Source organism: Streptomyces sp. NPDC048331, from assembly GCF_043201215.1.
Taxonomy (GTDB): domain Bacteria; phylum Actinomycetota; class Actinomycetes; order Streptomycetales; family Streptomycetaceae; genus Streptomyces.
Map to the genome: position 1 here is coordinate 60,274 of NZ_JBICYT010000013.1, position 21,645 is coordinate 81,918.

The following is a 21,645-nucleotide window of genomic DNA, read 5'->3' on the forward strand; positions in this document are numbered from 1 at the left end:
CGGTGGAACACGAGTTGAAGCGCACCTTGGGGGTGTCCGACGCCGTCGTCGTCGGGCTCGGCGCGATGGTGGGCGCCGGCATCTTCGCCGCCCTGGCTCCCGCGGCGGGGGCGGCGGGCGGTGGCCTGCTCGCCGCTCTGGCCGTGGCCGGTGTCGTGGCCTACTGCAACGCGCACTCCTCGGCGCGACTGGCCGCCCGGTATCCGGCCTCCGGCGGCACGTACGTCTACGGGCGCGAGCGGCTCGGGCCCTTCTGGGGGTATCTGGCCGGCTGGGGTTTCGTGATCGGCAAGACCGCGTCCTGTGCGGCGATGGCCCTCACGGTGGGGGCCTATCTGTGGCCCGGGCAGCAGCACGCCGTGGCCGTCGCGGCGGTGGTGGCGCTGACCGCCGCGAGCTACGGGGGCGTGCAGAAGTCGGCCCGTGCCGCCCGGGTGATCGTGGTGGTGGTGCTGGCGGTGCTCGCCGGGGTGGTCGTGGTGTGCCTGTCCTCCGGGGCGGCCGAGCTGGGGCGGCCGAGCGGATCCCCCGAGGGGATCTTCGGGCTGTTGCAGGGCGCGGGCCTGCTGTTCTTCGCCTTCGCGGGCTATGCGCGGATCACCACCCTGGGCGAGGAGGTGCGCGATCCGGAACGGACCATCCCGCGGGCGGTGCCGATCGCGCTGGGGATCGCGCTGCTGGTGTACGCCGCGGTGGCGGTGGCGGCGTTGTCGGTGCTCGGTGCGGAGGGGCTGGCGCAGTCGTCGGCCCCGCCGGCCGACGCCGTGCGGGCGGCCGGGCGGCCCGGACTGGCCCCGGTGGTCCGGGTGGGCGCGGCCCTGGCCGCGCTGGGCTCGCTGCTGGCGCTCGTGCTCGGGGTCTCGCGGACCGTCCTGGCGATGGCCCGCGACGGCCATCTGCCGCGTGCGCTGGCGACCGTACATCCCCGGCATCAGGTGCCGCACCATGCGGAGCTCGCGGTGGGTGCGGTCGTGGCGGTGCTGGCGGCCACCGCCGATCTGCGGGGCGCGATCGGTTTCTCCTCCTTCGGAGTGCTCGCCTACTACGCGATCGCGAACGTCTCCGCGTGGACTCTCGATTCAGCTGTCAAGGGTCGGGCCGTGGCAGCGGTCGGACTGTCCGGCTGTGTGGTGCTGGCGTGTGCGCTGCCTCTCGCGTCGGCGGTCGCGGGGGCGGCGGTGCTGGCGGTGGGCGTACTGGTCTACGGGGTGCGGGGGCGGCTCAGATCCGGGATCTGAACTCGGCTCAAGGCGCCAGTTCCAGGTCGCACTCCTCCCCCAGTTCGGACTCCTCGCAGAACCATGCGGTGCCGTCGAGCCAGCCGTGCAGCCAGCCGGCCAGGCTCGGCGCGTCGATGGACCAGGCCAGGTCCGGCTCCCCCGGATTCGGGTCGAACAGCAGGACCTGGCCGGTGTCGGACCAGCAGTCGACGCAGGCGTCCATCGCGCAGCCGAAGTCGGCCACGGGCAGGACCCCCTCGGGCCAGCGCCACCCGGAGGACCGTCGTTCCTCGTACGCGAGCACGGCCTGACGCAGCGACAGGAATCCCTGCCCGGGGCCGAATCGTCCGTCGCCGACGCGTGTGTAGAGCGAGGCGAGCAGGGGTGGCAGGGCGAAGCCGAGTATGGCTTCGGCTCGGGTGATCTCCCCGGTGTCCACCGGGCCGGGCAGGGTCCTTCCCCGCCGCTCGTACCGGCGTGCGGAGTTGCGCACGTGGTCGGTGACTTGCTCCAGCAACCGCTCGGTCTCGTTCATGCGTTCATGGTGACGCACACCACCGACAACCCGCTCGGCCTGTGGACAACTCGGTCGAGGACCGCGGTCGGACCCTTTTCCCGCAGGTGGGCGAGGATCTCGCCCCGCCCGACGCCTACAGCGCCTGCAACGCCCACAGCGGCTCGTCGTCGTGGACGGGCCGGGTCACCGAGCGGCGAACGGCGCGTCCGTGGGGACGATCTCGCGGCCCAGCGGCAGCAGGGAGAGCGGGACCATCTTGAAGTTGGCGATGCCGAACGGGATGCCGATGATCGTGACGCAGAGCGCGATGCCGGTGACGATGTGGCCGAGGGCCAGCCACCAGCCCGCCAGGACCAGCCACAGGACGTTGCCGATGCAGGACCCGGCGCCCGCGTCGTGGCGCTCGACCGTGGTGTAGCCGAAGGGCCAGAGGGCGTAGACGGCGATGCGGAAGGCGGCGATGCCGAACGGGATACCGATGATCGTGACGCAGAGCAGCACGCCCGCGAGGACGTATCCCAGGAACAGCCAGATGCCGCTGAGGATGAGCCAAATGATGTTGAGGATTGTCTTCACTGGCGGCGGCCTGCCATCTGTTCGAGCCGGGCGATGCGCTCGGCCATCGGAGGGTGTGTGGAAAACATCTTAGAAAGGCCCTGGCCTGGGCGGAACGGGTTGGCGATCATCATGTGGCTCGCCGCCTCCAGTCGGGGTTCGGGGGGCAGTGGGAGCTGCTTGGTGCCCGCGTCGAGCTTGCGCAGGGCGCTCGCGAGGGCCAGCGGGTCCCCGGTGAGCTGGGCACCGGAGGCGTCGGCCTCGTACTCGCGGGAGCGGCTGATGGCCAGCTGGATCACGGAGGCGGCCAGCGGGCCCAGGATCATGATCAGCAGCATGCCCAGGAGGCCCGGGCCCTCGTCGTCGTTCGACCGACCGACCGGGATCAGCCAGGCGAAGTTGACCAGGAACATGATCACCGAGGCGAGTGCGCCGGCGACCGATGAGATCAGGATGTCGCGGTTGTAGACGTGGCTGAGCTCGTGGCCGATGACCCCGCGCAGCTCGCGCTCGTCGAGGATCCGCATGATGCCCTCGGTGCAGCAGACGGCGGCGTTGCGCGGATTGCGGCCGGTGGCGAAGGCATTGGGCGCCTCGGTGGGCGAGATGTACAGGCGTGGCATGGGCTGGCGCGCGGAGGTGGAGAGCTCGCGCACCATGCGGTACAGCTGTGGAGCCTCGAACTCGCTCACAGGGCGGGCGCGCATCGCGCGTAGAGCCAGCTTGTCGCTGTTCCAGTACGCGTAGGCGTTCGTCCCGAGGGCGACGAGGACGGCGATGATCAGGCCGCCCCGTCCGAAGAAGCTGCCGATGAGGATGATGAGTGCGGACAGCCCGCCGAGGAGTACGGCGGTCTTGAGCCCGTTGTGCCGGCGGTGCACGGTACGCCCTCCAAGTGGTGCGGCAGGGGAGCCCGTCATGGATGTGAGGGTCTACGGTCCAGTGGACCCTCCCTTCCTGGTCAACGCGAGGTGAGGGCGTCTGGTTCCCAGGGCACGGCGAGGCGGCCGCCCGGCCCGGCCCCTTCCCTGGGGAGGGGCGGGGCCGCGTCCGGGGCTGCTCCGTACGGGTTACACGCGCCGGCTCACTGCGCGAAGAGGCTGCCCGAGGTGACGCGCAGGATGATCTCCGGGGCACCCGAGAGGACGACCGCCGTGATCGCGGTGACGACGATGGCCGCTGCCACCGGCCAGGGGGCGCGCGTACGGGTCTGCGCGCCCTCGGGGGTGCGGAAGAGCAGGGCCGTCCAGCGCAGGTAGTAGTACAGGGCGATGACGACGTTGACCGCCATGACCACGGCCAGCCAGCCCAGGCCCGCGTCGACCGCGGAGCGGAAGACGGTGACCTTGGCGAAGAGGCCGATGATGCCCGGCGGCAGGCCCGCCAGGCAGAGGAGGAAGAAGCCCAGCGAGAGGGCGGCCAGGGGACGCTCGGCGTACAGCCCGCGGTAGTCGCTGATCCGGTGGAGCGGCTTGGTGCGGGCGACGAGGGCGGCCACGGCGAAGGCGCCGAGGTTCACGGCGGCGTACATGAGCGCGTAGGCGACGGTGGAGCCGATCTGGTCGCGCCCGGAGTACGCGGCCGCGGCGATCGGGACCAGGAGGTAGCCGGCCTGGCCGACCGAGGACCAGGCGAGCAGTCGTACGGCGCTGTTCGGGCGGTCCGGGGACTGGCGCAGCGCGGCGGCGTTGCCCAGGGTCATGGTGAGAGCGGCGAGGACGGCCAGGGCGGGGCCCCAGATGTCGGAGTACGCCGGGAAGGCGATCACCGTGACGAGGATGAGTCCGGTGAAGCCGACGGCCTTGCCGATCACCGACAGGTAGCCGGCGATGGGCAGGGGGGCGCCGACGTAGGTGTCGGGGACCCAGAAGTGGAAGGGGACGGCCGCGGTCTTGAAGGCGAAGCCGACGAGGGTGAGCGCGACACCGGCCATGGCGAGGGTGTCGAGCTGCCCGGGAACGTCTTCGAGGCGGTCGGCGACCTGGGTGAGGTGCAGGGAGCCGGTGGCGGCGTAGACGAAGCTGACGCCCATCAGCGACACGGCGGTGGCGGTGACGGAGGACAGGAAGAACTTCAGGGCGGCCTCGGAGGAGAGCCGGTCGCCGCGGCGCATGCCGACGAGGGCGAAGGCGGGCAGCGAGGCGACTTCGAGCGCGACGATCAGGGTGGCGAGGTCGCGGGAGGCGGGCAGCAGGGCCGCGCCGGCGGCGGAGGAGAGCAGCAGGAACCAGTACTCGCCGGCCGGCATGCGGGTGTCTCGGACGGCGGTGACCGACACCAGGGCGGTGACCAGGGCGCCGGCCAGCACCAGGAACTGGATGACGAGCGTGAAGTGGTCGGCGACGTAGCTGCACGCCTCGGGGTCGCCGGTGAGGCAGAAGGTGGTCCGGTCACCGGCGCGCAGGGGCACCAGGGTGGCGGTCGCGGCGGCCAGGCCGGCGACCGAGATCCAGCCCAGGACGGGCTTGTGGCGCTCGGCGAGGAACAGGTCGGCGACCAGGACGACCAGGCCGACGGCGGCGGTGATCACCACGGGTGCGACAGCGAGCCAGTCGACGGACTGGACCAGGCTCGGGGCCTCGGCGGAGAGGACCGTCAGGGTCGTCGTGGCCGTCATGAGTTGCCTCCTGCGAGGAGCTTCTGGACGGCCGGATCGGTGAGGCCGAGGAGGACCGCGGGCCACAGGCCGGCGAGGACGGTGAGGGCGACGAGCGGGGTCCAGGCGGCGAACTCGTAGCGCTGGATGTCCGCGACGGCGAGCTCGGGACCGGCTTTCGGGTCTCCCATGCAGACGCGCCGTACGACGATCAGGAGGTACGCGGCGGTGAGCAGGGTGCCGAACGCCCCGACGGCCATGTAGGTGAGGAAGGCGGGGCGGGAGAGGCCCTCGGCAGGGTCGAAGGCGCCGAAGAGGGCCAGCATCTCGCCCCAGAAACCGGCCAGGCCCGGCAGGCCGAGGGAGGCGACGGCGGCGAAGGCCAGGAAGGCGCCCATGCGGGGGGCGCGGCCGTAGAGGGCGGCGCCGGTGGCCCCGGCGAGGGTGTCGAGGTCGGCGGTGCCGTAGCGGTCCTTGAGGGCGCCGACCAGGAAGAAGAGGAGGCCGGTGATCAGGCCGTGGGCGATGTTGGCGAAGAGCGCGCCGTTGACGCCGGTGGGGGTCATGCTCGCGATGCCGAGGAGGACGAAGCCCATGTGGCCGACGGAGGAGTAGGCGATGAGGCGCTTGAGGTCGCCCTTGTTCCCCTTGCGGGCCAGCGCGAGGCAGGCGAGCGATCCGTAGACGATGCCGACGGCGGCGAAGGCGCCCAGGTAGGGGGCGAAGGTGGCCATGCCGTCGGGGGTGATGGGCAGCAGGATGCGGACGAACCCGTACGTACCCATCTTGAGCAGGACGCCGGCCAGCAGGACGGATCCGACGGTGGGCGCGGCGGTGTGGGCGTCCGGCAGCCAGCTGTGCAGGGGCCACATCGGGGTCTTCACGGCGAGGCCGATCCCGATGGCGAGAACGGCCAGGATCTGGGTGGTGTGGGACAGTTCGCGGCCATTGTCAGAGGCCAGTGTCACCATGTCGAAAGTGCCGCTGCTCAGTCCGATCAGGAGCAGACCGAGCAGCATGACGACGGAGCCGAGGAGGGTGTAGAGGATGAACTTCCAGGCGGCGGCCTGCCGCTGAGCACCGCCCCAGCGGGCGATGAGGAAGTACATCGGGATGAGGACCATCTCGAAGGCGAGGAAGAAGAGCAGCAGGTCGAGGACGGCGAAGGTCGCGAGGGTGCCGGACTCGAGGACGAGGAGCAGCGCGACGAAGGCCTTCGGGGAGGGGCCCGCAGGGAGCTTGAAGTAGCTGTAGAGCGCGCAGAGGAAGAACAGCAGCGCGGTCATCAGGAGGAGGGGGAGCGAGATGCCGTCGACGCCGAGGTGGATCCGGACGTTCAGCGCCTGGATCCAACTGATGTCCGTCGTCGCCTGGATGCGGGACGGGGTGTCGTGGTCGAAGCCCAGGGTGAGGGCGACGGCCGCGGCGAGGATCACGCCGGTCACGGTCACGCCGTGGCGGAGCACGGCCTGTTCGGGGCTCTTGCCCTTGAGGCCGGGCGGGGCCGGCAGGAGCGCCGCGGCGGCGCCGAGGAGCGGTGCGGCCACGATGAACGCCAGAAGGAACTGCATCACGGACGGGCTGATATCAATCACGGCTGACTCACGGCTCACGATCCGGCGTTGACGTTGGCGAGGACGGCGGTGGCGATCGCCAGGACCACGGCACCGGCGAGCAGGGCGCTCAGGTAGCTCTGCACGTTGCCGGTCTGGGCACGGCGCACGAGGCTGCCGAGCAGCTGGGTGCCGGTGCCCGCGCCGCGGACGTACGTGTCGACGACCTCGCGGTCGAGGAAGCGGACGAGGCTCGCCGCGGCCTGGACGGGCCGGACGAACAGCCGGTCGTAGACGGCGTCGAGGTGGAAGCCGGCGGCCGCGTGGCGGTGCAGCGGGCCGAGGAACGCCTTGCCGGGGTCGGCGGCGGGGCCGGCCGGGACGACGGGGTGATCGTGGGTCACCTCGGCCACCTCGGGGGTTTCAGCGGCGGATTCGGCGGCGGCGACCGCGGCGGGCGTCCCGGTAGGGGCCGCGGCCGGGGTGCCGGCGGCGGCCGCGAGGGCGGCCTTCGCCGAGGCGCGCTGCCAGAGGGCGTAGGTGAGCATCGCGCCGATGGCCGCCGCGCCCGTGCCGAGGACCGAGGTGACCAGGGTGGGGGTGAGTTCCCCGCTGTCGAACCAGTCGGAGACGGTCCCGGCCGCGAGGCCGAAGCCGACGGACGGGATCGCCAGCAGCCACAGCACGCCGGTCATGGCGAGGGGCTCCTTGCCGTGGTCGGGGGCGGCGGCGCCCCGGCCGCGGAAGGCCATCAGCCACAGCCGGGTGGCGTAGGCCGCGGTGAGCAGAGCGGTCAGCAGACCGGCGACGAGCACCAGCCAGCCGGCGGCGCTGGGGGCGAAGTCGGAGTGCCCGGTCGCGGTGTGCTCGGCGGCGACGAGGACGGCTTCCTTGGAGAAGAAGCCGGCGAAGGGCGGGACGGCGGCGAGCGCGAGGAGCGCGATCGTCATCGTCCAGAAGGCGTCGGGGATGCGCTTGGCGAGGCCGTCCATGCGGGACATGACGCCGAGGGAGTTCGTACCGGCGGCGTGGATGATCACGCCGGCGCCGAGGAAGAGGAGCGCCTTGAAGGCGCCGTGGGACAGGAGGTGGAAGACGGCGGCGCCGCGGTCGCCGACGGCCAGGGCGCCGACCATGTAGCCGAGCTGGCCGATCGTGGAGTAGGCGAGCACCCGCTTGATGTCGTCCTGGGCGATGGCGGCCAGGCCGGAGCCGACCATCGTGACGGCCGCCATCACGGCCATGACCACCAGCGCGGCCTGGGAGGCCGCGAAGACGGGCAGGAGGCGGGCGATGAAGTAGACACCGGCGGCGACCATCGTCGCGGCGTGGATCAGCGCCGAGACCGGGGTGGGGCCCGCCATGGCGTCGGGGAGCCAGGTGTGCAGGGGGAACTGTGCGGACTTGCCCGCGACTCCGGCGAGCAGGAGCAGCGCGATCAACGTCGGGTGGTCGAGTCCGCCCGCGGCGACGGTCTCCAGGATCTTCGGGATCTCGAAGGAGTCGGCGTCGGCGGCGAGCGCGAACAGGCCGATCAGGAAGGGGACGTCGCCGAGCTTGGTGACGAGGAAGGCCTTCAGGGAGGCGGAGCGGGCCGCTTCGGTCTCCCAGTAGTGGCCGACCAGGAAGTACGAGCAGATGCCCATGATCTCCCAGCCGACCAGCAGCACCATCAGGTCGCCGGAGTACACGACGAGCAGCATGGCGGAGGTGAACAGTGAGACGAGAGCGGCATAGGACGGGTAGCGCGGGTCCTCACGCAGGTACGCCGTCGAGTAGAACTGTACGCAGGTGGCGACGACCCCGACCAGGACGGCGACCAGCGCGGCGAAGCCGTCCAGGTAGAGCGAGAGATCGATCGGCACCGAGCCGGTCGGGGTCAGCTCGGTCGAGGCGCTGATCGTCTCGTCGCCGCCCTGGCGGACGGCGACGAGTACGGCCAGTACGGCCGCGGCGAGCGTCGGCAGGATCGCGAGCGGCCGGACGAACCCGGGGGCGTTGCGGCCGAGCAGCAGTCCCGCCACCGCGCCGAGGAAGGGGAGCAGCGGGACGAGGACGGCGAGGGTCGTGGTGCTCACGCGGTGACCTCGCTCTGGTTGTTCGCGGCGGGCTCGTGGCCCTCGGCGGTGTCGCGCAGCCGGTCGACGTCGGAGGTGCCCCGGTTGCGGTACACCATCAGCACGATCGCGAGGCCGATGCCGATCTCGGCGGCGGCGATCGCGATGGTGAAGAGGGTGAGGGCCTGGCCGGCGTGCAGGGCGTCGCGCAGCCAGACGTCGAAGGCCACCAGGTTGAGGTTGACGGCGTTGAGCATCAGCTCGACGGACATCAGGACCAGGATGGCGTTGCGGCGGGCGAGTACTCCGTACAGGCCCGTGCAGAAGAGGAGCGCCGCGAGGACGGCGGGGTAGGCGAGGTGCATCAGCGCCGGCCCTTCTTCTCGCCGGGGCCGGCCGGGGTGCCGGCGTCGGCGGGGTCGGCGGGGTCGTTCCTGCGGGAGAGCACGATCGCCCCGATCAGGGCTGCGAGGAGGAGGACGGAGAGCGCCTCGAACGGCAGCACCCAGTGCTGGAAGAGGATCTCGCCGGAGACCTTGGTGGAGCCCTGGACCGGTCCGTCGAGGTCGATCCAGGTGGTGCGGAAGGCGTCGACCACCACCCAGACCAGTGACACGGCCGCGACGCCGGCGACGCCGAGCGCGAGCAGGCGGTTGCCGGAGTCCGCGTCCGGGGAGCGGCCGATGGGGGCCTTGGTGAGCATCAGTCCGAAGAGGAGGAGGACGATCACGGAACCGAGGTAGATGAGGACCTGGACCCAGGCGATGAACTCGGCGGTCAGCAGCAGGTACTCGACGGCGATGCCGCCGAGCGCGACGACCAGCCACAGGGCGGCGTGCACCAGCTGCTTGGTGGTGACCGTGACGAGGGCCGCGCCGAGGGTGGCGAGTCCGACGAGGACGAAGGCGATCTCGACGCCGGTCGGGGAGAGGAAGCCGGGCCCGGTGGCGGTGGCGGCCAGGGTGGCGGCGGGGCTCACGCGTCTCCCTCCGGGGTCGGGTCGGTCGGCTCTTCGGTCGCGGTCGCGGCCGCCTGGGCGGCGGCTTCGGCTGCGGCCGCCGCGGCGGCCGCGGCCGCGGCTTCGGCCTTCTCCACCGCCTTGCGGGCGGCGGCGATCTCCTTGGGCTCCTCGGCGGCCGCGTCCAGAGCGGGCGGCGCCGGGACGGTCCACATCCACTCGCGGAGCTTGTCGCGCTCGTGGGTCAGCTCGTGGATGTCGGTCTCCGCGTATTCGAACTCCGGCGACCAGAAGAGGGCGTCGAAGGGGCACACCTCGATGCAGATACCGCAGTACATGCAGAGGGAGAAGTCGATGGCGAAGCGGTCGAGGACGTTGCGGCTGCGCTCGCGACCACCCGGGGTGGACGCCGGGACCGTCTCCTTGTGGGAGTCGATGTAGATGCACCAGTCGGGGCACTCACGGGCGCAGAGCATGCAGACGGTGCAGTTCTCCTCGAACAGACCGATGACTCCGCGGGAGCGGGGCGGCAGTTCGGGCTGGACCTCGGGGTACTGGGCCGTGTGCGAGCGCTTCGTCATCGTGCGCAGCGTCACGGCCAAGCCCTTGGCCAGGCCGGATCCGGGGATGGGCATTACTGGATCGCCACCTTCACGATGCCGGTGAGCGCGATCTGGGCGAGCGCGAGCGGGATGAGTGTGGTCCAGGCGAGCTTCTGGAGCTGGTCCTCGCGCAGCCGCGGGTAGCTCACGCGGAGCCAGATCACGACGAAGGCGAGGATCGCGATCTTGAGCAGGGTCCAGACCCAGCCGAGGTCGTCGCCGAAGGGGCCGTGCCAGCCGCCCAGGAAGAGGACGGTGGTGAGGGCGCAGAGGACGACGATGCCGGCGTATTCGGCGAGGAGGAACAGCGCGAAGCGCAGGCCGGTGTACTCGGTGTACGCACCGAAGATGATCTCGGAGTCGGCGACGGGCATGTCGAAGGGGGGCCGCTGCAGTTCGGCGAGGCCGGCGACGAAGAAGACGAGCGCGCCGACGATCTGCCAGGGCAGCCACCACCACTCGAAGGCCTCGACGATGCCCGGGAGGGAGACCGTACCGGCGGCCATGGCGACGGAGGCGGCGGCGAGCAGCATCGGGAGCTCGTAGGCGAGCAGCTGGGCCGCGGTGCGCAGGCCGCCGAGCAAGGAGAACTTGTTCGCGGAGGCCCAGCCGGCCATCAGGGAGCCGAGGACTCCGACGCCCATGACGGCGAGCGCGAAGAACAGGCCCGCGTCGACGACCTGTCCGACGGCGCCTTCGCCCGGGCCGATCGGGATGACCAGCAGGACGAGGAGGTAGGGCAGCAGGGCGACGGCGGGGGCGAGCTGGAAGATCCGACGGTCGGCGCCCGCCGGAACGATGTCTTCCTTCTGCGCGAACTTCACGCCGTCGGCGACGAGCTGGGCCCAGCCGTGGAAGCCGCCGGCGTACATCGGGCCGAGGCGGCCCTGCATGTGGGCCATCACCTTGTGCTCGGTCTGCCCGACGACGAGCGGAAGCACGAGGAAGACGGCGAAGACGACGATCAGCCGCAGGGCGACGTCGAGGACGTCGTTCACGCCGTGCCTCCGGTGTCAGTGGTGGGGTCGGTCTCGGGGTCGGTCCCGGAGGCCTCGGGTTCCGGTGCGTCGGGCTCGGCCGCGGGTCCGGCCGCGGGTCCGGCGGGTCCGGCTCCCGGCTCGGCCTTCGGCCCGGTCGGGGAGGACTCGTCGTGCTCGGGCTTCGGAGCCGGTTCGCGGGCGGGCTCCTCGAAGGCGGGCTTCGGGTCGTGCCAGGGGGCGTCGGAGCTGCGGGGCTCGGGGCGGCGCGGCGCGGTCGCCTCGCCGCCGGCCTGGCTCGCGGAGCCGTCGGCGGCCGAGCGGGTGCGGCGCGGCGGACGGGGCGCGGCCTCCGTGCCCGGCGCGACAGCGTCCGGGGCGGCGGCCTCCGGGGCGGCGGCCTCCGGGGCCTGGCTCGCCGAGCCGTCCGCGACCGAGCGGGTACGGCGCGGCGGGCGCGGCGGAGCCTCCGCCGCGCCGGTGGCCGCGTCGGCCGGTGGCTGGGTGGCCGAGCCCTCGGTCACCGAGCGGGTACGACGGACGGGGGCGCCCTCGCGCGGGGTGCGCGCGGCGGCGCCCGCCGCGCCGGCCGCACGCGCGGTGCGGGCCGGACGGGCCGGGGCCGGCGGGAGCTGGCCCTTCATCGGGCCCCAGTCGTTGGGGTCCGGTACGCCCGGCGGGAGCATCTGGCGGCGCTTGGGCGCGTCCGGGTCGTGGGCCTCACCCGGCTCCTTGGCACCGGGCCAGGCCTTGGCGACGCGCGCGGCCAGGACGAAGTCCTTGCGCAGCGGGTGTCCCTCGAAGTTCTCGGGGAGGAGCAGCGGGACGAGGTGCGGGTGGTCGGTGAAGGTCACCCCGAACATCTCGAAGGTCTCGCGCTCGTGCCATTCCGCCCCGGCGTAGACGGCGACCGCCGACGGCAGGGAGGCGGCGCTGTGCGGAACCGTCGTGCGCAGCAGCAGCCGGCGCACCCGGTGGTTCTCCAGCGACGCGACGTGCGCGCAGATCCGGAAGCCGGTGCCGGGCTCGTCGACCGCGCTCAGCCAGTCGAAGTACGTGCAGCCCAGCTTGTCCCGGGCGATCTCCAGGGCGGAGATCCAGCTGCCGACGGGCACGTCCACCGTGAGGACGTCGTACGAGAACTCGGCGACGGCCTCGGCTCCGAAGACCGTCGGCGCCGCGTCGGGAAGGGAGTCGTAGAGGTTCACGCGCCCTCCCCCCGCACGGGCGCCGGCGGGGGCGTGACGAGACCGCTGGTCAGCTGGGCCACGGACGGCCCGGCGGCGTAGCGCTCGGCCAGCGACTCGCGGGCGATCTTCTCCTGGAGCTTGAGGATGCCTTGGAGGAGGGCTTCGGGACGCGGCGGGCAGCCGGGCACGTAGACGTCGACCGGGATGATCTGGTCGACGCCCTTGGTCACGGAGTACGAGTCCCAGTACGGCCCGCCGCAGTTGGAGCAGGCGCCGAAGGAGATGACGTACTTCGGCTCCGGCATCTGCTCGTAGAGCCGCTTGACCGCCGGGGCCATCTTGTCCGTGACCGTGCCCGAGACGATCATCAGGTCTGCCTGACGGGGGCCCGGCGCGAAGGGGATCACACCGAGCCGGATGAAGTCGTGCCGGGCCATGGACGCGGCGATGAACTCGATCGCGCAGCAGGCCAGGCCGAAGTTGAAGACCCACAGGCTGTACCGGCGGCCCCAGTTCAGGACCACCTTCATCGGTTCCGGGGCCAGGCGGGAGAGGACTCCGAGGCGCTTGGGCTCCGGGAGCAGCTCCGGCTGAGGTGTCACGTCCATTCGAGGACGCCCTTCTTGTACGCATAGAGCAGGCCGACGGCCAGGAAGCCCAGGAAGATGAACATCTCCACGAGCGTCGTGGCGCCGTAACCGGCGGCGGCGAACACCGTCGCCCACGGGAACAGGAAGATCGAGTCGACGGCGAAGATGACGTAGAGGAACGCGTAGACGTAGTAGCGGACCTGGGTGTGCGCCCAGCCCTCGCCGACCGGGTCCACACCGCATTCGTAGGTCAGCAGCTTCTCGGGGGTCGGGACGACGGGCCGCAGGAGGCGGCCCGCGCCGAAGGCGACGGCCACGAAAAGCACACCGAGGGCGGCCAGGAGACCGACGACCGAATAACTCCGGAAGTAGTCCGCCGCGAGCACGGTTACGGTCGATACCGTTGGTTCAGGCACGTCCGTTCCTCGCTCCTCGGTCACTGTCGACGATCTGGTACGGACGGGAGTCTAGGGCCTGCCTCACACAGGGTGGGGTTATCCCCCGTTCACAGCACCCCGGCCACCCCATGGCATCAGCGGGTCGCACTTGACAGGGTGTGGCGCATGACCATGAGCCATGCCGTACCCGACAACGACCGACCTCCCCCCGTACGCGCCGTCTTCAGCGCCGTGACGTGGAAGGAGATCGTCTATCTCGTGAGCAACCTGCCGCTGGCGATCGTCGGATTCGTTTACGCGGTTGTCATGGTTTCCACCGCCGGCGGTCTTTCCGTGACCGCGGTCGGAATTCCCCTGCTCGCGTGCGGTCTGTATCTGTCTCGGCAATTGGGACGGCTGGACCGGGCGCGCGCCCGCGGGCTGCTGGGCGTACGGGTGGACGAGCCGACCCCGATCCCCGGGCCGAAGCGGTCCGGCGGATTCTTCCCCTGGCTGTGGACGAGCATCAAGGACCCGGTCGGCTGGCGGACGGTGCTGTACCAGCTGATCCGGTTGCCGTGGGGAGTACTCACCTTCACGGTAGCGCTGACCGGCCTGTTCGTGCTGTGGCCGGTGCTGCCTTATCTGGTGCGGCTGATGGCGAACGTGGACCGGGCGATGGTACGGGGGCTGCTGTCGCCCTCCGACGACCTTGAGCGGCGGATCGCGGAGCTGGAATCCGACCGGGGGGTCGTGGTCGACACGGCGGCGGCCGACCTGCGGCGCATCGAGCGGGACCTGCACGACGGGGCGCAGGCCCGGCTGGTGGCGCTGGCGATGGGGTTGGGCCTGGCGAAGGAGAAGCTGTTGGAGGACCCGGAGGGCGCGGCGGCGATGGTCGACGAGGCGCACGGAGAGGTGAAGCTGGCGCTGCAGGAGCTGCGGGACCTCGCACGGGGGATCCACCCGGCGGTGCTGACGGACCGGGGGCTGGACGCGGCGCTGTCGTCGGTGGCGGCGCGGTGCGTGGTGCCGGTGAAGGTGGCGGTGGATCTGCCGGGGGACGTGCCGTCGGCGCGGCCGGCGGAGGCGATCGAGGGGATCGCGTACTTCGTGGTGTCCGAGCTGCTGCAGAACGTGAGCAAGCACGCGGGGCCGGGGGCGCGGGGCGCGACGGTCGAGGTGTGGCGGGCGGGGGCACGGCTGATGATCCGGGTGTCGGACGACGGGCGGGGCGGGGCGAGTCCCTCCGGGGGGAGTGGGCTGGCGGGGCTCGCGGAGCGGTTGGGCGCGGTGGACGGGGTGCTGGTGGTGGACTCGCCGGAGGGGGTCGGCACCGTGGTCACGGCCGAGCTGCCGTGGCGGGACCGGGGGTAGGCCCTGGGCCGGGGCGGCCCTCCTTGTCGTCGTGTCGGTGCTGGTGAGCGGGGGTCCCGTCCGGGTGGGCGGGGGTCCCGCTCGTGCGTGCGCCTCGCCGGCGGGGCTGCCGGGTCCCGTGCGTGTGTCCGGCTCGCCGCCGTGTCCCAGGGCTCCGCCCCGGACCCCACGCCTCACACGCCGGCGAGGCTGGATTGAGCCGCGCCGCCTCGCACGCCGGCGAGGCTGGATTGGGCCGCGCCGCCTCGCACGCCGGCGGGGGTGGGGTTAACCCCCCGGTGGAGATGCCGACCCGCCGGATGGTTGTGGGGGGACCGGGGGCGGCAGGGTGAGGGGGTATCGGAGGACCGGAAGGGCGGGTCGGGATCATGGACAACGGCAGAGGCGCGGGCGGCGGGATCGGCGCGGTGCTGCGGGCTCCGGTCGAGGGGCGAACCTGGCGGGAGCTCGGGTACCTGCTGATCGGGCTGCCACTGAGCACGCTGTACTTCTCGCTCGCCATCGCCGGCGTGAGCCTCGGCGCCGGACTGCTCGTCACCTTCCTCGGCGTGCCGGTCCTCGCCGGTGTGCTCGCCATGTGCCGGGGCTTCGGGCAACTGGAGCGGGCCCGGGCGCGGGCGCTGCTGGGGGCGGACATCGCCGCCCCCGCGCCGATCCGGGCGAAGAAGGCCGGGCCGCTCGCCGCCATGGGTGCGCTCCTCAAGAGCGGGAGCGCCTGGCGGCACGTGCTGTACTCGATCGTCCACTTCCCGTGGGCGGTGTTCTCCTTCTGCCTGTCCCTGGTGCTCTGGGCGTGCGGGTGGGCGTACCTGCTGTACCCGCTGTGGTTCTGGGTCTTCCCGGCCTTCACCGACCAGCCCGGTCTGCAGCTCTTCCAGAACGACGACTACACCTTCTACCTCGACTCGCCCACCACGATCGCCCTCACCAGCCTGATCGGGCTGGCGCTCACCCTCACCACCCCCTGGGTGATCCGGGCCCTGACCACCGTCGACCGCGTGATGGTCGGCGGGTTGCTCGGGGCGTCGAGCCTGGCCAGCCGCGTCAGCGAGCTGGAGTCCGACCGCGGGGTGGTCGTGGACACCGCCGCCGCCGACCTGCGGCGCATCGAGCGGGATCTGCACGACGGGGCGCAGGCCCGGCTGGTGGCGCTCGCGATGGATCTGGGGCTGGCGAAGGAGAAGCTGACCGAGGATCCGCAGGCCGCCGCCCGGATGGTGGACGAGGCGCACGGCGAGGTGAAGATCGCCCTTCAGGAGCTGCGGGACCTGGCCCGCGGGATCCACCCGGCGGTGCTGACGGACCGGGGGCTGGACGCGGCGCTGTCCTCGGTGGCCTCGCGGTGCGCGGTGCCGGTGCGGGTGGCGGTGGATCTGCCGGCCCGGCCCGCGGCGGCGATCGAGGGGATCGCGTACTTCACGGTCTCCGAGCTGCTGCAGAACGTCAGCAAGCACGCGCTGGCCCGGTCGGCCTCGGTGGACGTGTGGAAGTCCGGGGAGCGGTTGTTGATCCAGGTCGCGGACGACGGCCGGGGCGGGGCCGGGGCCCGCGAGGGGACGGGGCTGGCGGGGCTGACCGAGCGGCTGGACGCCGTGGACGGGGTGCTGGTCGTCGACTCCCCCGCCGGGGGCGGGACGACGGTCACGGCCGAGCTGCCCTGGCGTCCGTAGGCCGGGGAGAACCGTCGACGAAGGGCCGGGCCGGCGGGCCCGGCCCTTCGTAACTCCCGCCGTGTGTGGCGCCCGTTTGCGGTAGGCGACCTTCCGGTACTCGAAAACTCCCCCCGTACGGCGACGTGTTGTCGCGGCTCTGCCTTCACCGGGACTCAAGGCTGGGATGCTTGGCTGAGTCAGGTAGTGCGTGAACGAGTGGACGCGGGAGCTGCTGAGTCGTGGAAGACAGGGTGCGGGTGGTCATCGCCGAGGATTCAGTGCTGCTGCGTGAGGGCCTGACCCGGTTGCTGACCGACCGGGGGCATGACGTCGTGGCAGGCGTCGGGGACGCTGAGGCCCTGATCAAGACGGTGGCGGACCTGGCGGCGGAGGACGCGCTGCCCGATGTGGTGGTGGCGGACGTACGGATGCCGCCGACCCACACGGACGAGGGCGTACGGGCGGCGGTGCGGCTACGCCGCGACCACCCCGGGATAGGTGTGCTCGTGCTGTCCCAGTACGTGGAGGAGCAGTACGCCACGGAGCTGCTGGCCGGTTCGAGCACCGGGGTGGGGTATCTGCTGAAGGACCGGGTGGCCGAGGTTCGGGAGTTCCTGGACGCGGTGGTGCGGGTGGCCCGGGGCGGTACGGCCCTGGACCCCGAGGTCGTGGCCCAGCTGCTCGGTCGTAGCCGGAAGCAGGACGTGCTGGCGGGTCTGACCCCGCGCGAGCGCGAGGTGCTCGGGCTGATGGCCGAGGGCCGGACGAATTCCGCCGTGGCGAAGCAGTTGGTCGTGAGCGACGGAGCCGTGGAAAAGCACGTCAGCAACATCTTCATGAAGTTGGGCCTCTCGCCGAGTGACGGGGATCACCGGCGAGTACTGGCCGTTCTCACCTACCTGAAATCTTGATCGACTGACACTCTGTCAGATACGGCATACCGGCAGGGCCGTCTCGAGGGGCGGTCCTACGGTCCAGAATGTGACCGCTCCTGGGGGCCTTGATCCCTACCGTCGTAGGGTGGGTCCCGGGGGGTCACGCCTCGAAGGAGGTCCAGTTCAGTGACCAGCCAGGTCAGCAGCCCAGCCGAGCAGGCCGACGGGGCCGGGGGTGCGGTTGTCGGTGGACAGCGCACCCCGGAGAGTCCGGGCGGCAAGGAAGTGCGCCGCCTCGATCGTGTGATCATCCGATTCGCGGGTGACTCCGGTGACGGTATGCAGCTCACCGGTGACCGCTTCACCTCGGAAACGGCGTCCTTCGGGAACGACCTGTCGACGCTGCCGAACTTCCCCGCCGAGATCCGCGCCCCCGCCGGAACCCTTCCGGGCGTCTCCTCCTTCCAGCTCCACTTCGCCGACCACGACATCCTCACGCCGGGCGACGCCCCGAACGTGCTGGTGGCGATGAACCCGGCGGCCCTGAAGGCGAACATCGCGGACCTGCCGCGCGGCGCGGAGATCATCATCAACACGGATGAGTTCACCAAGCGCCCCATGGCCAAGGTCGGCTACGCCACCTCGCCGCTGGAGGACGGCTCCCTCGACGCCTACAGCCTGCATCCGGTGCCGCTGACCACCCTGACGGTCGAGGCCCTGAAGGATTTCGGCCTCTCCCGCAAGGAGGCCGAGCGCAGCAAGAACATGTTCGCGCTGGGCCTGCTGTCGTGGATGTACCACCGGCCCACCGAGGGCACCGAGACCTTCCTGCGGCAGAAGTTCGCGAAGAAGCCCGAGATCGCCGAGGCGAACGTCGTCGCCTTCCGGGCGGGCTGGAACTTCGGGGAGACCACGGAGGACTTCGCGGTCTCCTACGAGGTCGCCCCCGCCACCCGCGCCTTCCCCACCGGCACCTACCGCAACATCTCCGGGAACCTGGCGCTCTCCTACGGTCTCGTCGCCGCGAGCCAGCAGGCCGACCTGCCCCTCTACCTGGGCTCCTACCCGATCACCCCGGCCTCGGACATCCTGCACGAGCTGTCGAAGCACAAGAACTTCGGCGTGCGGACCTTCCAGGCCGAGGACGAGATCGCAGGCATCGGCGCGGCGCTCGGCGCGGCCTTCGGCGGCGCGCTCGGGGTGACCACCACCTCCGGGCCCGGTGTGGCGCTCAAGTCGGAGGCGATCGGCCTCGCGGTGTCGCTGGAGCTCCCGCTGCTGATCGTGGACATCCAGCGCGGTGGCCCCTCCACCGGCCTGCCGACCAAGACGGAGCAGGCGGACCTGCTCCAGGCCATGTACGGCCGCAACGGCGAGGCCCCCGTCCCGATCGTGGCGCCGCGGACCCCCGCGGACTGCTTCGACGCCGCCCTGGACGCGGCCCGTATCGCGCTCACCTACCGGACCCCGGTCTTCCTGCTCTCCGACGGCTACCTCGCCAACGGCTCCGAGCCCTGGCGGATCCCGGAGGTCGCCGACCTGCCCGACCTGAAGGTCAAGTTCGCCACCGGCGCGAACCACACCCTCTCCGACGGCACCGAGGTGTTCTGGCCGTACAAACGCGACCCGGAAACCCTCGCCAGGCCCTGGGCCATCCCCGGTACCCCCGGCCTCGAACACCGCATCGGCGGTATCGAGAAGCAGGACGGCACCGGCAACATCTCCTACGACCCGGCCAACCACGACCTCATGGTCCGCACCCGGCAGGCCAAGGTCGACGGCATCCGGGTCCCCGACGTCGACGTCGACGACCCGGACGGCGCCACCACCCTGGTCCTGGGCTGGGGATCCACCTACGGCCCCATCACCGCGGCCGTCCGCCGGCTGCGCAGCGCCGGACTCCCCATCGCCCAGGCCCACCTGCGGCACATCAACCCCTTCCCCAGGAATCTCGGCGAGGTCCTGGAGCGTTACGAGAAGGTAGTGGTGCCGGAGATGAACCTCGGGCAGCTCGCCACCCTGATCCGGGCGAAATACCTGGTCGACGCACGGTCGTACAACCAGGTCAACGGAATGCCGTTCAAGGCGGAGCAGCTCGCCACGGTTCTCAAGGAGGCCATCGATGACTGAGGTGACGGAGGCCGCGGCCGACGGGGCGCGGACCCTGCTCTCGCTCGTACCCAAGGCCGAGAGCAAGCAGTCGATGAAGGACTTCAAGTCGGACCAGGAGGTCCGCTGGTGCCCCGGTTGCGGTGACTACGCCGTGCTGGCCGCGGTTCAGGGCTTCATGCCAGAACTGGGCCTCGCGAAGGAGAACATCGTCTTCGTCTCGGGCATCGGCTGCTCCTCCCGCTTCCCGTACTACATGAACACGTACGGGATGCACTCCATCCACGGCCGCGCCCCGGCCATCGCCACCGGTCTGGCGACCTCCCGCCGCGACCTGTCCGTCTGGGTGGTCACGGGCGACGGCGACGCGCTGTCGATCGGCGGCAACCACCTGATCCACGCCCTGCGCCGCAACGTCAACCTGAAGATCCTCCTGTTCAACAACCGGATCTACGGACTGACCAAGGGCCAGTACTCCCCCACGTCCGAGGTCGGCAAGATCACCAAGTCGACGCCGATGGGCTCGCTCGACGCGCCCTTCAACCCGGTGTCGCTGGCGATCGGAGCCGAGGCCTCCTTCGTCGCCCGGACCGTCGACTCCGACCGCAAGCACCTCACCGAGGTCCTGCGCCAGGCGGCCGACCACCAGGGCACGGCGCTCGTGGAGATCTACCAGAACTGCAACATCTTCAACGACGGTGCCTTCGAGGTCCTCAAGGACAAGGACCAGGCCCAGGAAGCCGTGATCCGGCTGGAGGACGGGCAGCCGATCCGCTTCGGCACGGACAACGCGAAGGGGGTCGTACGCGATCCGGCCACCGGGGAGCTGGAGGTCGTCGAGGTCACCGCCGCCAACGAGGCACGGATCCTGGTGCACGACGCGCGGAACGCCGGCGCCACCACCGCCTTCGCGCTCTCCCGGCTCGCCGACCCCGACACGCTGCACCACACCCCGATCGGGGTGTTCCGCAGCGTGGAGCGGCCCGTCTACGACACCCTCATGGCCGACCAGCTCGACGCGGCCATCGACCGCGGCGGCAAGGGCGACCTCGGGGCGCTGCTGACCGGCAACGACACCTGGACCGTCGTCGGGTAGCGCGCGCACGGCACACACGCGACGGAGCCCGGATCCCGCTCCAGGATCCGGGCTCCGTCGCGTCCGGCCGTGCGCACGACCCCGCCCAGCACGACCCCGCCCGGCCCGGTGCCTCCCGGGTCCCGAAAGATGTCATGAGTATCTCGTGATTACGGGCATGACATCTGGGCCGGACGGCGATACCGTCGTGAAGTTGGCTGGAAGTCGCACAGGAGGCCCCGTGAAGGCACAGAACGAGCAGCGCACGGGCTTGCTCTACGGATTCGGCGCATACGGGATGTGGGGGCTGGTGCCCCTTTTCTGGCCGCTGCTCAAGCCTTCCGGGGCGGTCGAGATCCTCGCCCACCGCATGGTGTGGTCCCTGGCCGTGGTCGGTCTCGCGCTGCTCGCGCTGCGCCGCTGGGGCTGGATACGGGAGCTGCTCGGCCGGCCCCGCAAGCTCGGCCTGACCGCGCTGGCCGCCTCGGTGATCAGCGTGAACTGGGGCCTGTACATCTGGGCCGTCAACAACGAACACGTCGTCGAGGCCAGCCTCGGCTACTTCATCAATCCCCTGGTCAGCATCGCCATCGGCGTGCTGGTGCTCGGTGAGCGGCTGCGCCGCGCCCAGTGGGTGGCGGTCGGCCTCAGCTTCGCCGCCGTGCTGGTGCTCGCCATCGGCTACGGGCGGCCGCCGTGGATCTCGCTGATCCTCGCCTTCTCCTTCGCCACGTACGGGCTGATCAAGAAGAAGCTCAACATGGGCGGCCTGGAGTCGCTGGCCGCCGAGACGGCCGTGCTGTTCCTGCCCGCCCTCGGATACGTCCTGTGGCTCGGCGCGCAGGGGCAGTCCACCTTCGCGGCGCACGGTGTCGCCCACGCGCTCCTGCTGGCCGCGACCGGCCTGGTCACGGCGATCCCGCTGGTGTTCTTCGGGATGGCCGCGATCCGGGTCCCGCTGTCCACCCTGGGGCTGCTCCAGTACATGGCCCCGGTCTTCCAGTTCGGGCTCGGCGTCCTGTACTTCCACGAGGCGATGCCGCCCGAGCGCTGGGCGGGCTTCTCGCTGGTGTGGGCCGCGCTCGTGCTTCTGACCTGGGACGCGCTGCGTACGGCGCGGCGGTCCCGGATCAGGCTGGAGGCGGCGCCGTCCGTCCTGGCGACACCGGCCCGCGAGCCCGCGTAGCGCCGCCCGGCGGGCGCGTGGCGCGGCGCCCCGCGGGGCTCGCGCCGACACACCCTCCGCATCCTCGATCCCCGGTACGGGCCACCCGTACCGGGGATCGTCCGTTTTCCGAACCGCCCTGACCGAATTGTGGTCTTGACGGACAGTCATACTCTCGCTGAACATCAGGCTCGCACTGA

General features: G+C 71.4%; 20 protein-coding genes. 7 read left to right on the forward strand and 13 right to left on the reverse strand.

The genetic code is table 11. From position 1 onward, the window contains the following. Positions 1 to 2 precede the first annotated feature (2 nt). Positions 3 to 1,238 (forward strand): APC family permease, encoded by a 1,236-nt coding sequence (locus ACGFYY_RS20140; RefSeq protein ID WP_393710984.1) that lies wholly within the window; start codon positions 3 to 5, stop codon positions 1,236 to 1,238. Between the two features lie 7 nt (positions 1,239 to 1,245). On the opposite strand, the gene ACGFYY_RS20145 is transcribed toward ACGFYY_RS20140, so the two are convergent. The 13 genes from ACGFYY_RS20145 to ACGFYY_RS20205 all read right to left on the reverse strand — a co-directional run bounded on the left by ACGFYY_RS20145 (position 1,246) and on the right by ACGFYY_RS20205 (position 13,231). Next, positions 1,246 to 1,755, reverse strand: coding sequence for an SMI1/KNR4 family protein (locus ACGFYY_RS20145; RefSeq protein WP_393710986.1), 510 nt, complete (start codon positions 1,753 to 1,755; stop codon positions 1,246 to 1,248). Between the two features lie 165 nt (positions 1,756 to 1,920). Further along, the gene (locus tag ACGFYY_RS20150; RefSeq protein ID WP_365275803.1) at positions 1,921 to 2,313 is read right to left on the reverse strand and encodes a YccF domain-containing protein; all 393 of its coding nucleotides are present in this window, start codon (positions 2,311 to 2,313) and stop codon (positions 1,921 to 1,923) included. Further along, positions 2,310 to 3,173 (reverse strand): zinc metalloprotease HtpX, encoded by an 864-nt coding sequence (gene htpX / locus ACGFYY_RS20155; protein WP_365275842.1) that lies wholly within the window; start codon positions 3,171 to 3,173, stop codon positions 2,310 to 2,312. The genes ACGFYY_RS20150 and htpX overlap by 4 nt, the downstream gene beginning before the upstream one ends. 203 nt (positions 3,174 to 3,376) lie before the next feature. Continuing rightward, positions 3,377 to 4,909, reverse strand: a complete 1,533-nt coding sequence (locus ACGFYY_RS20160) for an NADH-quinone oxidoreductase subunit N (protein WP_393710989.1) — start codon at positions 4,907 to 4,909, stop codon at positions 3,377 to 3,379. Further along, positions 4,906 to 6,459: a NuoM family protein gene (locus tag ACGFYY_RS20165; RefSeq protein ID WP_393711189.1), complete on the reverse strand. Its 1,554-nt coding sequence runs from the start codon at positions 6,457 to 6,459 to the stop codon at positions 4,906 to 4,908. Before ACGFYY_RS20165 ends, ACGFYY_RS20160 begins: the two co-directional genes overlap by 4 nt. 38 nt (positions 6,460 to 6,497) lie before the next feature. Continuing rightward, the gene (locus ACGFYY_RS20170; RefSeq protein WP_393710991.1) at positions 6,498 to 8,519 is read right to left on the reverse strand and encodes an NADH-quinone oxidoreductase subunit L; all 2,022 of its coding nucleotides are present in this window, start codon (positions 8,517 to 8,519) and stop codon (positions 6,498 to 6,500) included. Beyond that, positions 8,516 to 8,863: an NADH-quinone oxidoreductase subunit NuoK gene (gene nuoK / locus ACGFYY_RS20175; RefSeq protein ID WP_030726044.1), complete on the reverse strand. Its 348-nt coding sequence runs from the start codon at positions 8,861 to 8,863 to the stop codon at positions 8,516 to 8,518. The genes ACGFYY_RS20170 and nuoK overlap by 4 nt, the downstream gene beginning before the upstream one ends. Continuing rightward, positions 8,863 to 9,477, reverse strand: a complete 615-nt coding sequence (locus ACGFYY_RS20180; RefSeq protein ID WP_393710994.1) for an NADH-quinone oxidoreductase subunit J — start codon at positions 9,475 to 9,477, stop codon at positions 8,863 to 8,865. The genes nuoK and ACGFYY_RS20180 overlap by 1 nt, the downstream gene beginning before the upstream one ends. Further along, entirely contained in the window at positions 9,474 to 10,091 is a 618-nt protein-coding gene (locus tag ACGFYY_RS20185; RefSeq protein WP_393710996.1) for a NuoI/complex I 23 kDa subunit family protein, read from the reverse strand. Before ACGFYY_RS20185 ends, ACGFYY_RS20180 begins: the two co-directional genes overlap by 4 nt. Beyond that, complete coding sequence (locus tag ACGFYY_RS20190) at positions 10,091 to 11,056, reverse strand: complex I subunit 1 family protein (RefSeq protein ID WP_365275788.1); 966 nt, start codon at positions 11,054 to 11,056, stop codon at positions 10,091 to 10,093. The genes ACGFYY_RS20185 and ACGFYY_RS20190 overlap by 1 nt, the downstream gene beginning before the upstream one ends. Next, positions 11,053 to 12,243, reverse strand: a complete 1,191-nt coding sequence (locus ACGFYY_RS20195; RefSeq protein ID WP_393710998.1) for an NADH-quinone oxidoreductase subunit C — start codon at positions 12,241 to 12,243, stop codon at positions 11,053 to 11,055. Before ACGFYY_RS20195 ends, ACGFYY_RS20190 begins: the two co-directional genes overlap by 4 nt. Next, the gene (locus tag ACGFYY_RS20200; RefSeq protein ID WP_365275780.1) at positions 12,240 to 12,833 is read right to left on the reverse strand and encodes an NADH-quinone oxidoreductase subunit B family protein; all 594 of its coding nucleotides are present in this window, start codon (positions 12,831 to 12,833) and stop codon (positions 12,240 to 12,242) included. The genes ACGFYY_RS20195 and ACGFYY_RS20200 overlap by 4 nt, the downstream gene beginning before the upstream one ends. Beyond that, positions 12,824 to 13,231: an NADH-quinone oxidoreductase subunit A gene (locus ACGFYY_RS20205; RefSeq protein WP_030012240.1), complete on the reverse strand. Its 408-nt coding sequence runs from the start codon at positions 13,229 to 13,231 to the stop codon at positions 12,824 to 12,826. The genes ACGFYY_RS20200 and ACGFYY_RS20205 overlap by 10 nt, the downstream gene beginning before the upstream one ends. 147 nt (positions 13,232 to 13,378) lie before the next feature. On the opposite strand from ACGFYY_RS20205, the gene ACGFYY_RS20210 reads away from it, so the two are divergent. The 6 genes from ACGFYY_RS20210 (at position 13,379) to rarD (ending at position 21,466) form a co-directional block, all read left to right on the forward strand. Next, positions 13,379 to 14,569 carry a sensor histidine kinase gene (locus ACGFYY_RS20210; protein WP_393711001.1) on the forward strand — a complete coding sequence of 397 codons (1,191 nt, stop codon included), beginning with the start codon at positions 13,379 to 13,381 and terminating at the stop codon, positions 14,567 to 14,569. Between the two features lie 368 nt (positions 14,570 to 14,937). Continuing rightward, a complete protein-coding gene (locus ACGFYY_RS20215) occupies positions 14,938 to 16,239 on the forward strand; it encodes a sensor histidine kinase (protein WP_393711003.1) in 1,302 nt (433 codons plus the stop codon). A 233-nt stretch (positions 16,240 to 16,472) separates the two neighbouring features. Then, the gene (locus ACGFYY_RS20220; RefSeq protein ID WP_030653505.1) at positions 16,473 to 17,132 is read left to right on the forward strand and encodes a response regulator transcription factor; all 660 of its coding nucleotides are present in this window, start codon (positions 16,473 to 16,475) and stop codon (positions 17,130 to 17,132) included. A 150-nt stretch (positions 17,133 to 17,282) separates the two neighbouring features. Further along, positions 17,283 to 19,226 carry a 2-oxoacid:acceptor oxidoreductase subunit alpha gene (locus ACGFYY_RS20225; RefSeq protein WP_393711005.1) on the forward strand — a complete coding sequence of 648 codons (1,944 nt, stop codon included), beginning with the start codon at positions 17,283 to 17,285 and terminating at the stop codon, positions 19,224 to 19,226. After that, a complete protein-coding gene (locus ACGFYY_RS20230) occupies positions 19,219 to 20,301 on the forward strand; it encodes a 2-oxoacid:ferredoxin oxidoreductase subunit beta (protein WP_365276597.1) in 1,083 nt (360 codons plus the stop codon). The genes ACGFYY_RS20225 and ACGFYY_RS20230 overlap by 8 nt, the downstream gene beginning before the upstream one ends. A gap of 220 nt (positions 20,302 to 20,521) precedes the next feature. Next, positions 20,522 to 21,466, forward strand: a complete 945-nt coding sequence (gene rarD / locus ACGFYY_RS20235) for an EamA family transporter RarD (protein ID WP_365276600.1) — start codon at positions 20,522 to 20,524, stop codon at positions 21,464 to 21,466. Positions 21,467 to 21,645: the final 179 nt, after the last annotated feature.

Coding starts and splice junctions, on each gene's coding strand:
- ACGFYY_RS20160 (WP_393710989.1), bottom strand. CDS start 4,909: ATGACGGCCACGACGACCCTGACGGTCCTCTCCGCCGAGGCCCCGAGC.
- ACGFYY_RS20230 (WP_365276597.1), top strand. CDS start 19,219: ATGACTGAGGTGACGGAGGCCGCGGCCGACGGGGCGCGGACCCTGCTC.
- nuoK (WP_030726044.1), bottom strand. CDS start 8,863: ATGCACCTCGCCTACCCCGCCGTCCTCGCGGCGCTCCTCTTCTGCACG.
- ACGFYY_RS20210 (WP_393711001.1), top strand. CDS start 13,379: ATGACCATGAGCCATGCCGTACCCGACAACGACCGACCTCCCCCCGTA.
- ACGFYY_RS20185 (WP_393710996.1), bottom strand. CDS start 10,091: ATGCCCATCCCCGGATCCGGCCTGGCCAAGGGCTTGGCCGTGACGCTG.
- ACGFYY_RS20200 (WP_365275780.1), bottom strand. CDS start 12,833: ATGGACGTGACACCTCAGCCGGAGCTGCTCCCGGAGCCCAAGCGCCTC.
- ACGFYY_RS20215 (WP_393711003.1), top strand. CDS start 14,938: ATGGACAACGGCAGAGGCGCGGGCGGCGGGATCGGCGCGGTGCTGCGG.
- ACGFYY_RS20145 (WP_393710986.1), bottom strand. CDS start 1,755: ATGAACGAGACCGAGCGGTTGCTGGAGCAAGTCACCGACCACGTGCGC.
- ACGFYY_RS20165 (WP_393711189.1), bottom strand. CDS start 6,459: ATGCAGTTCCTTCTGGCGTTCATCGTGGCCGCACCGCTCCTCGGCGCC.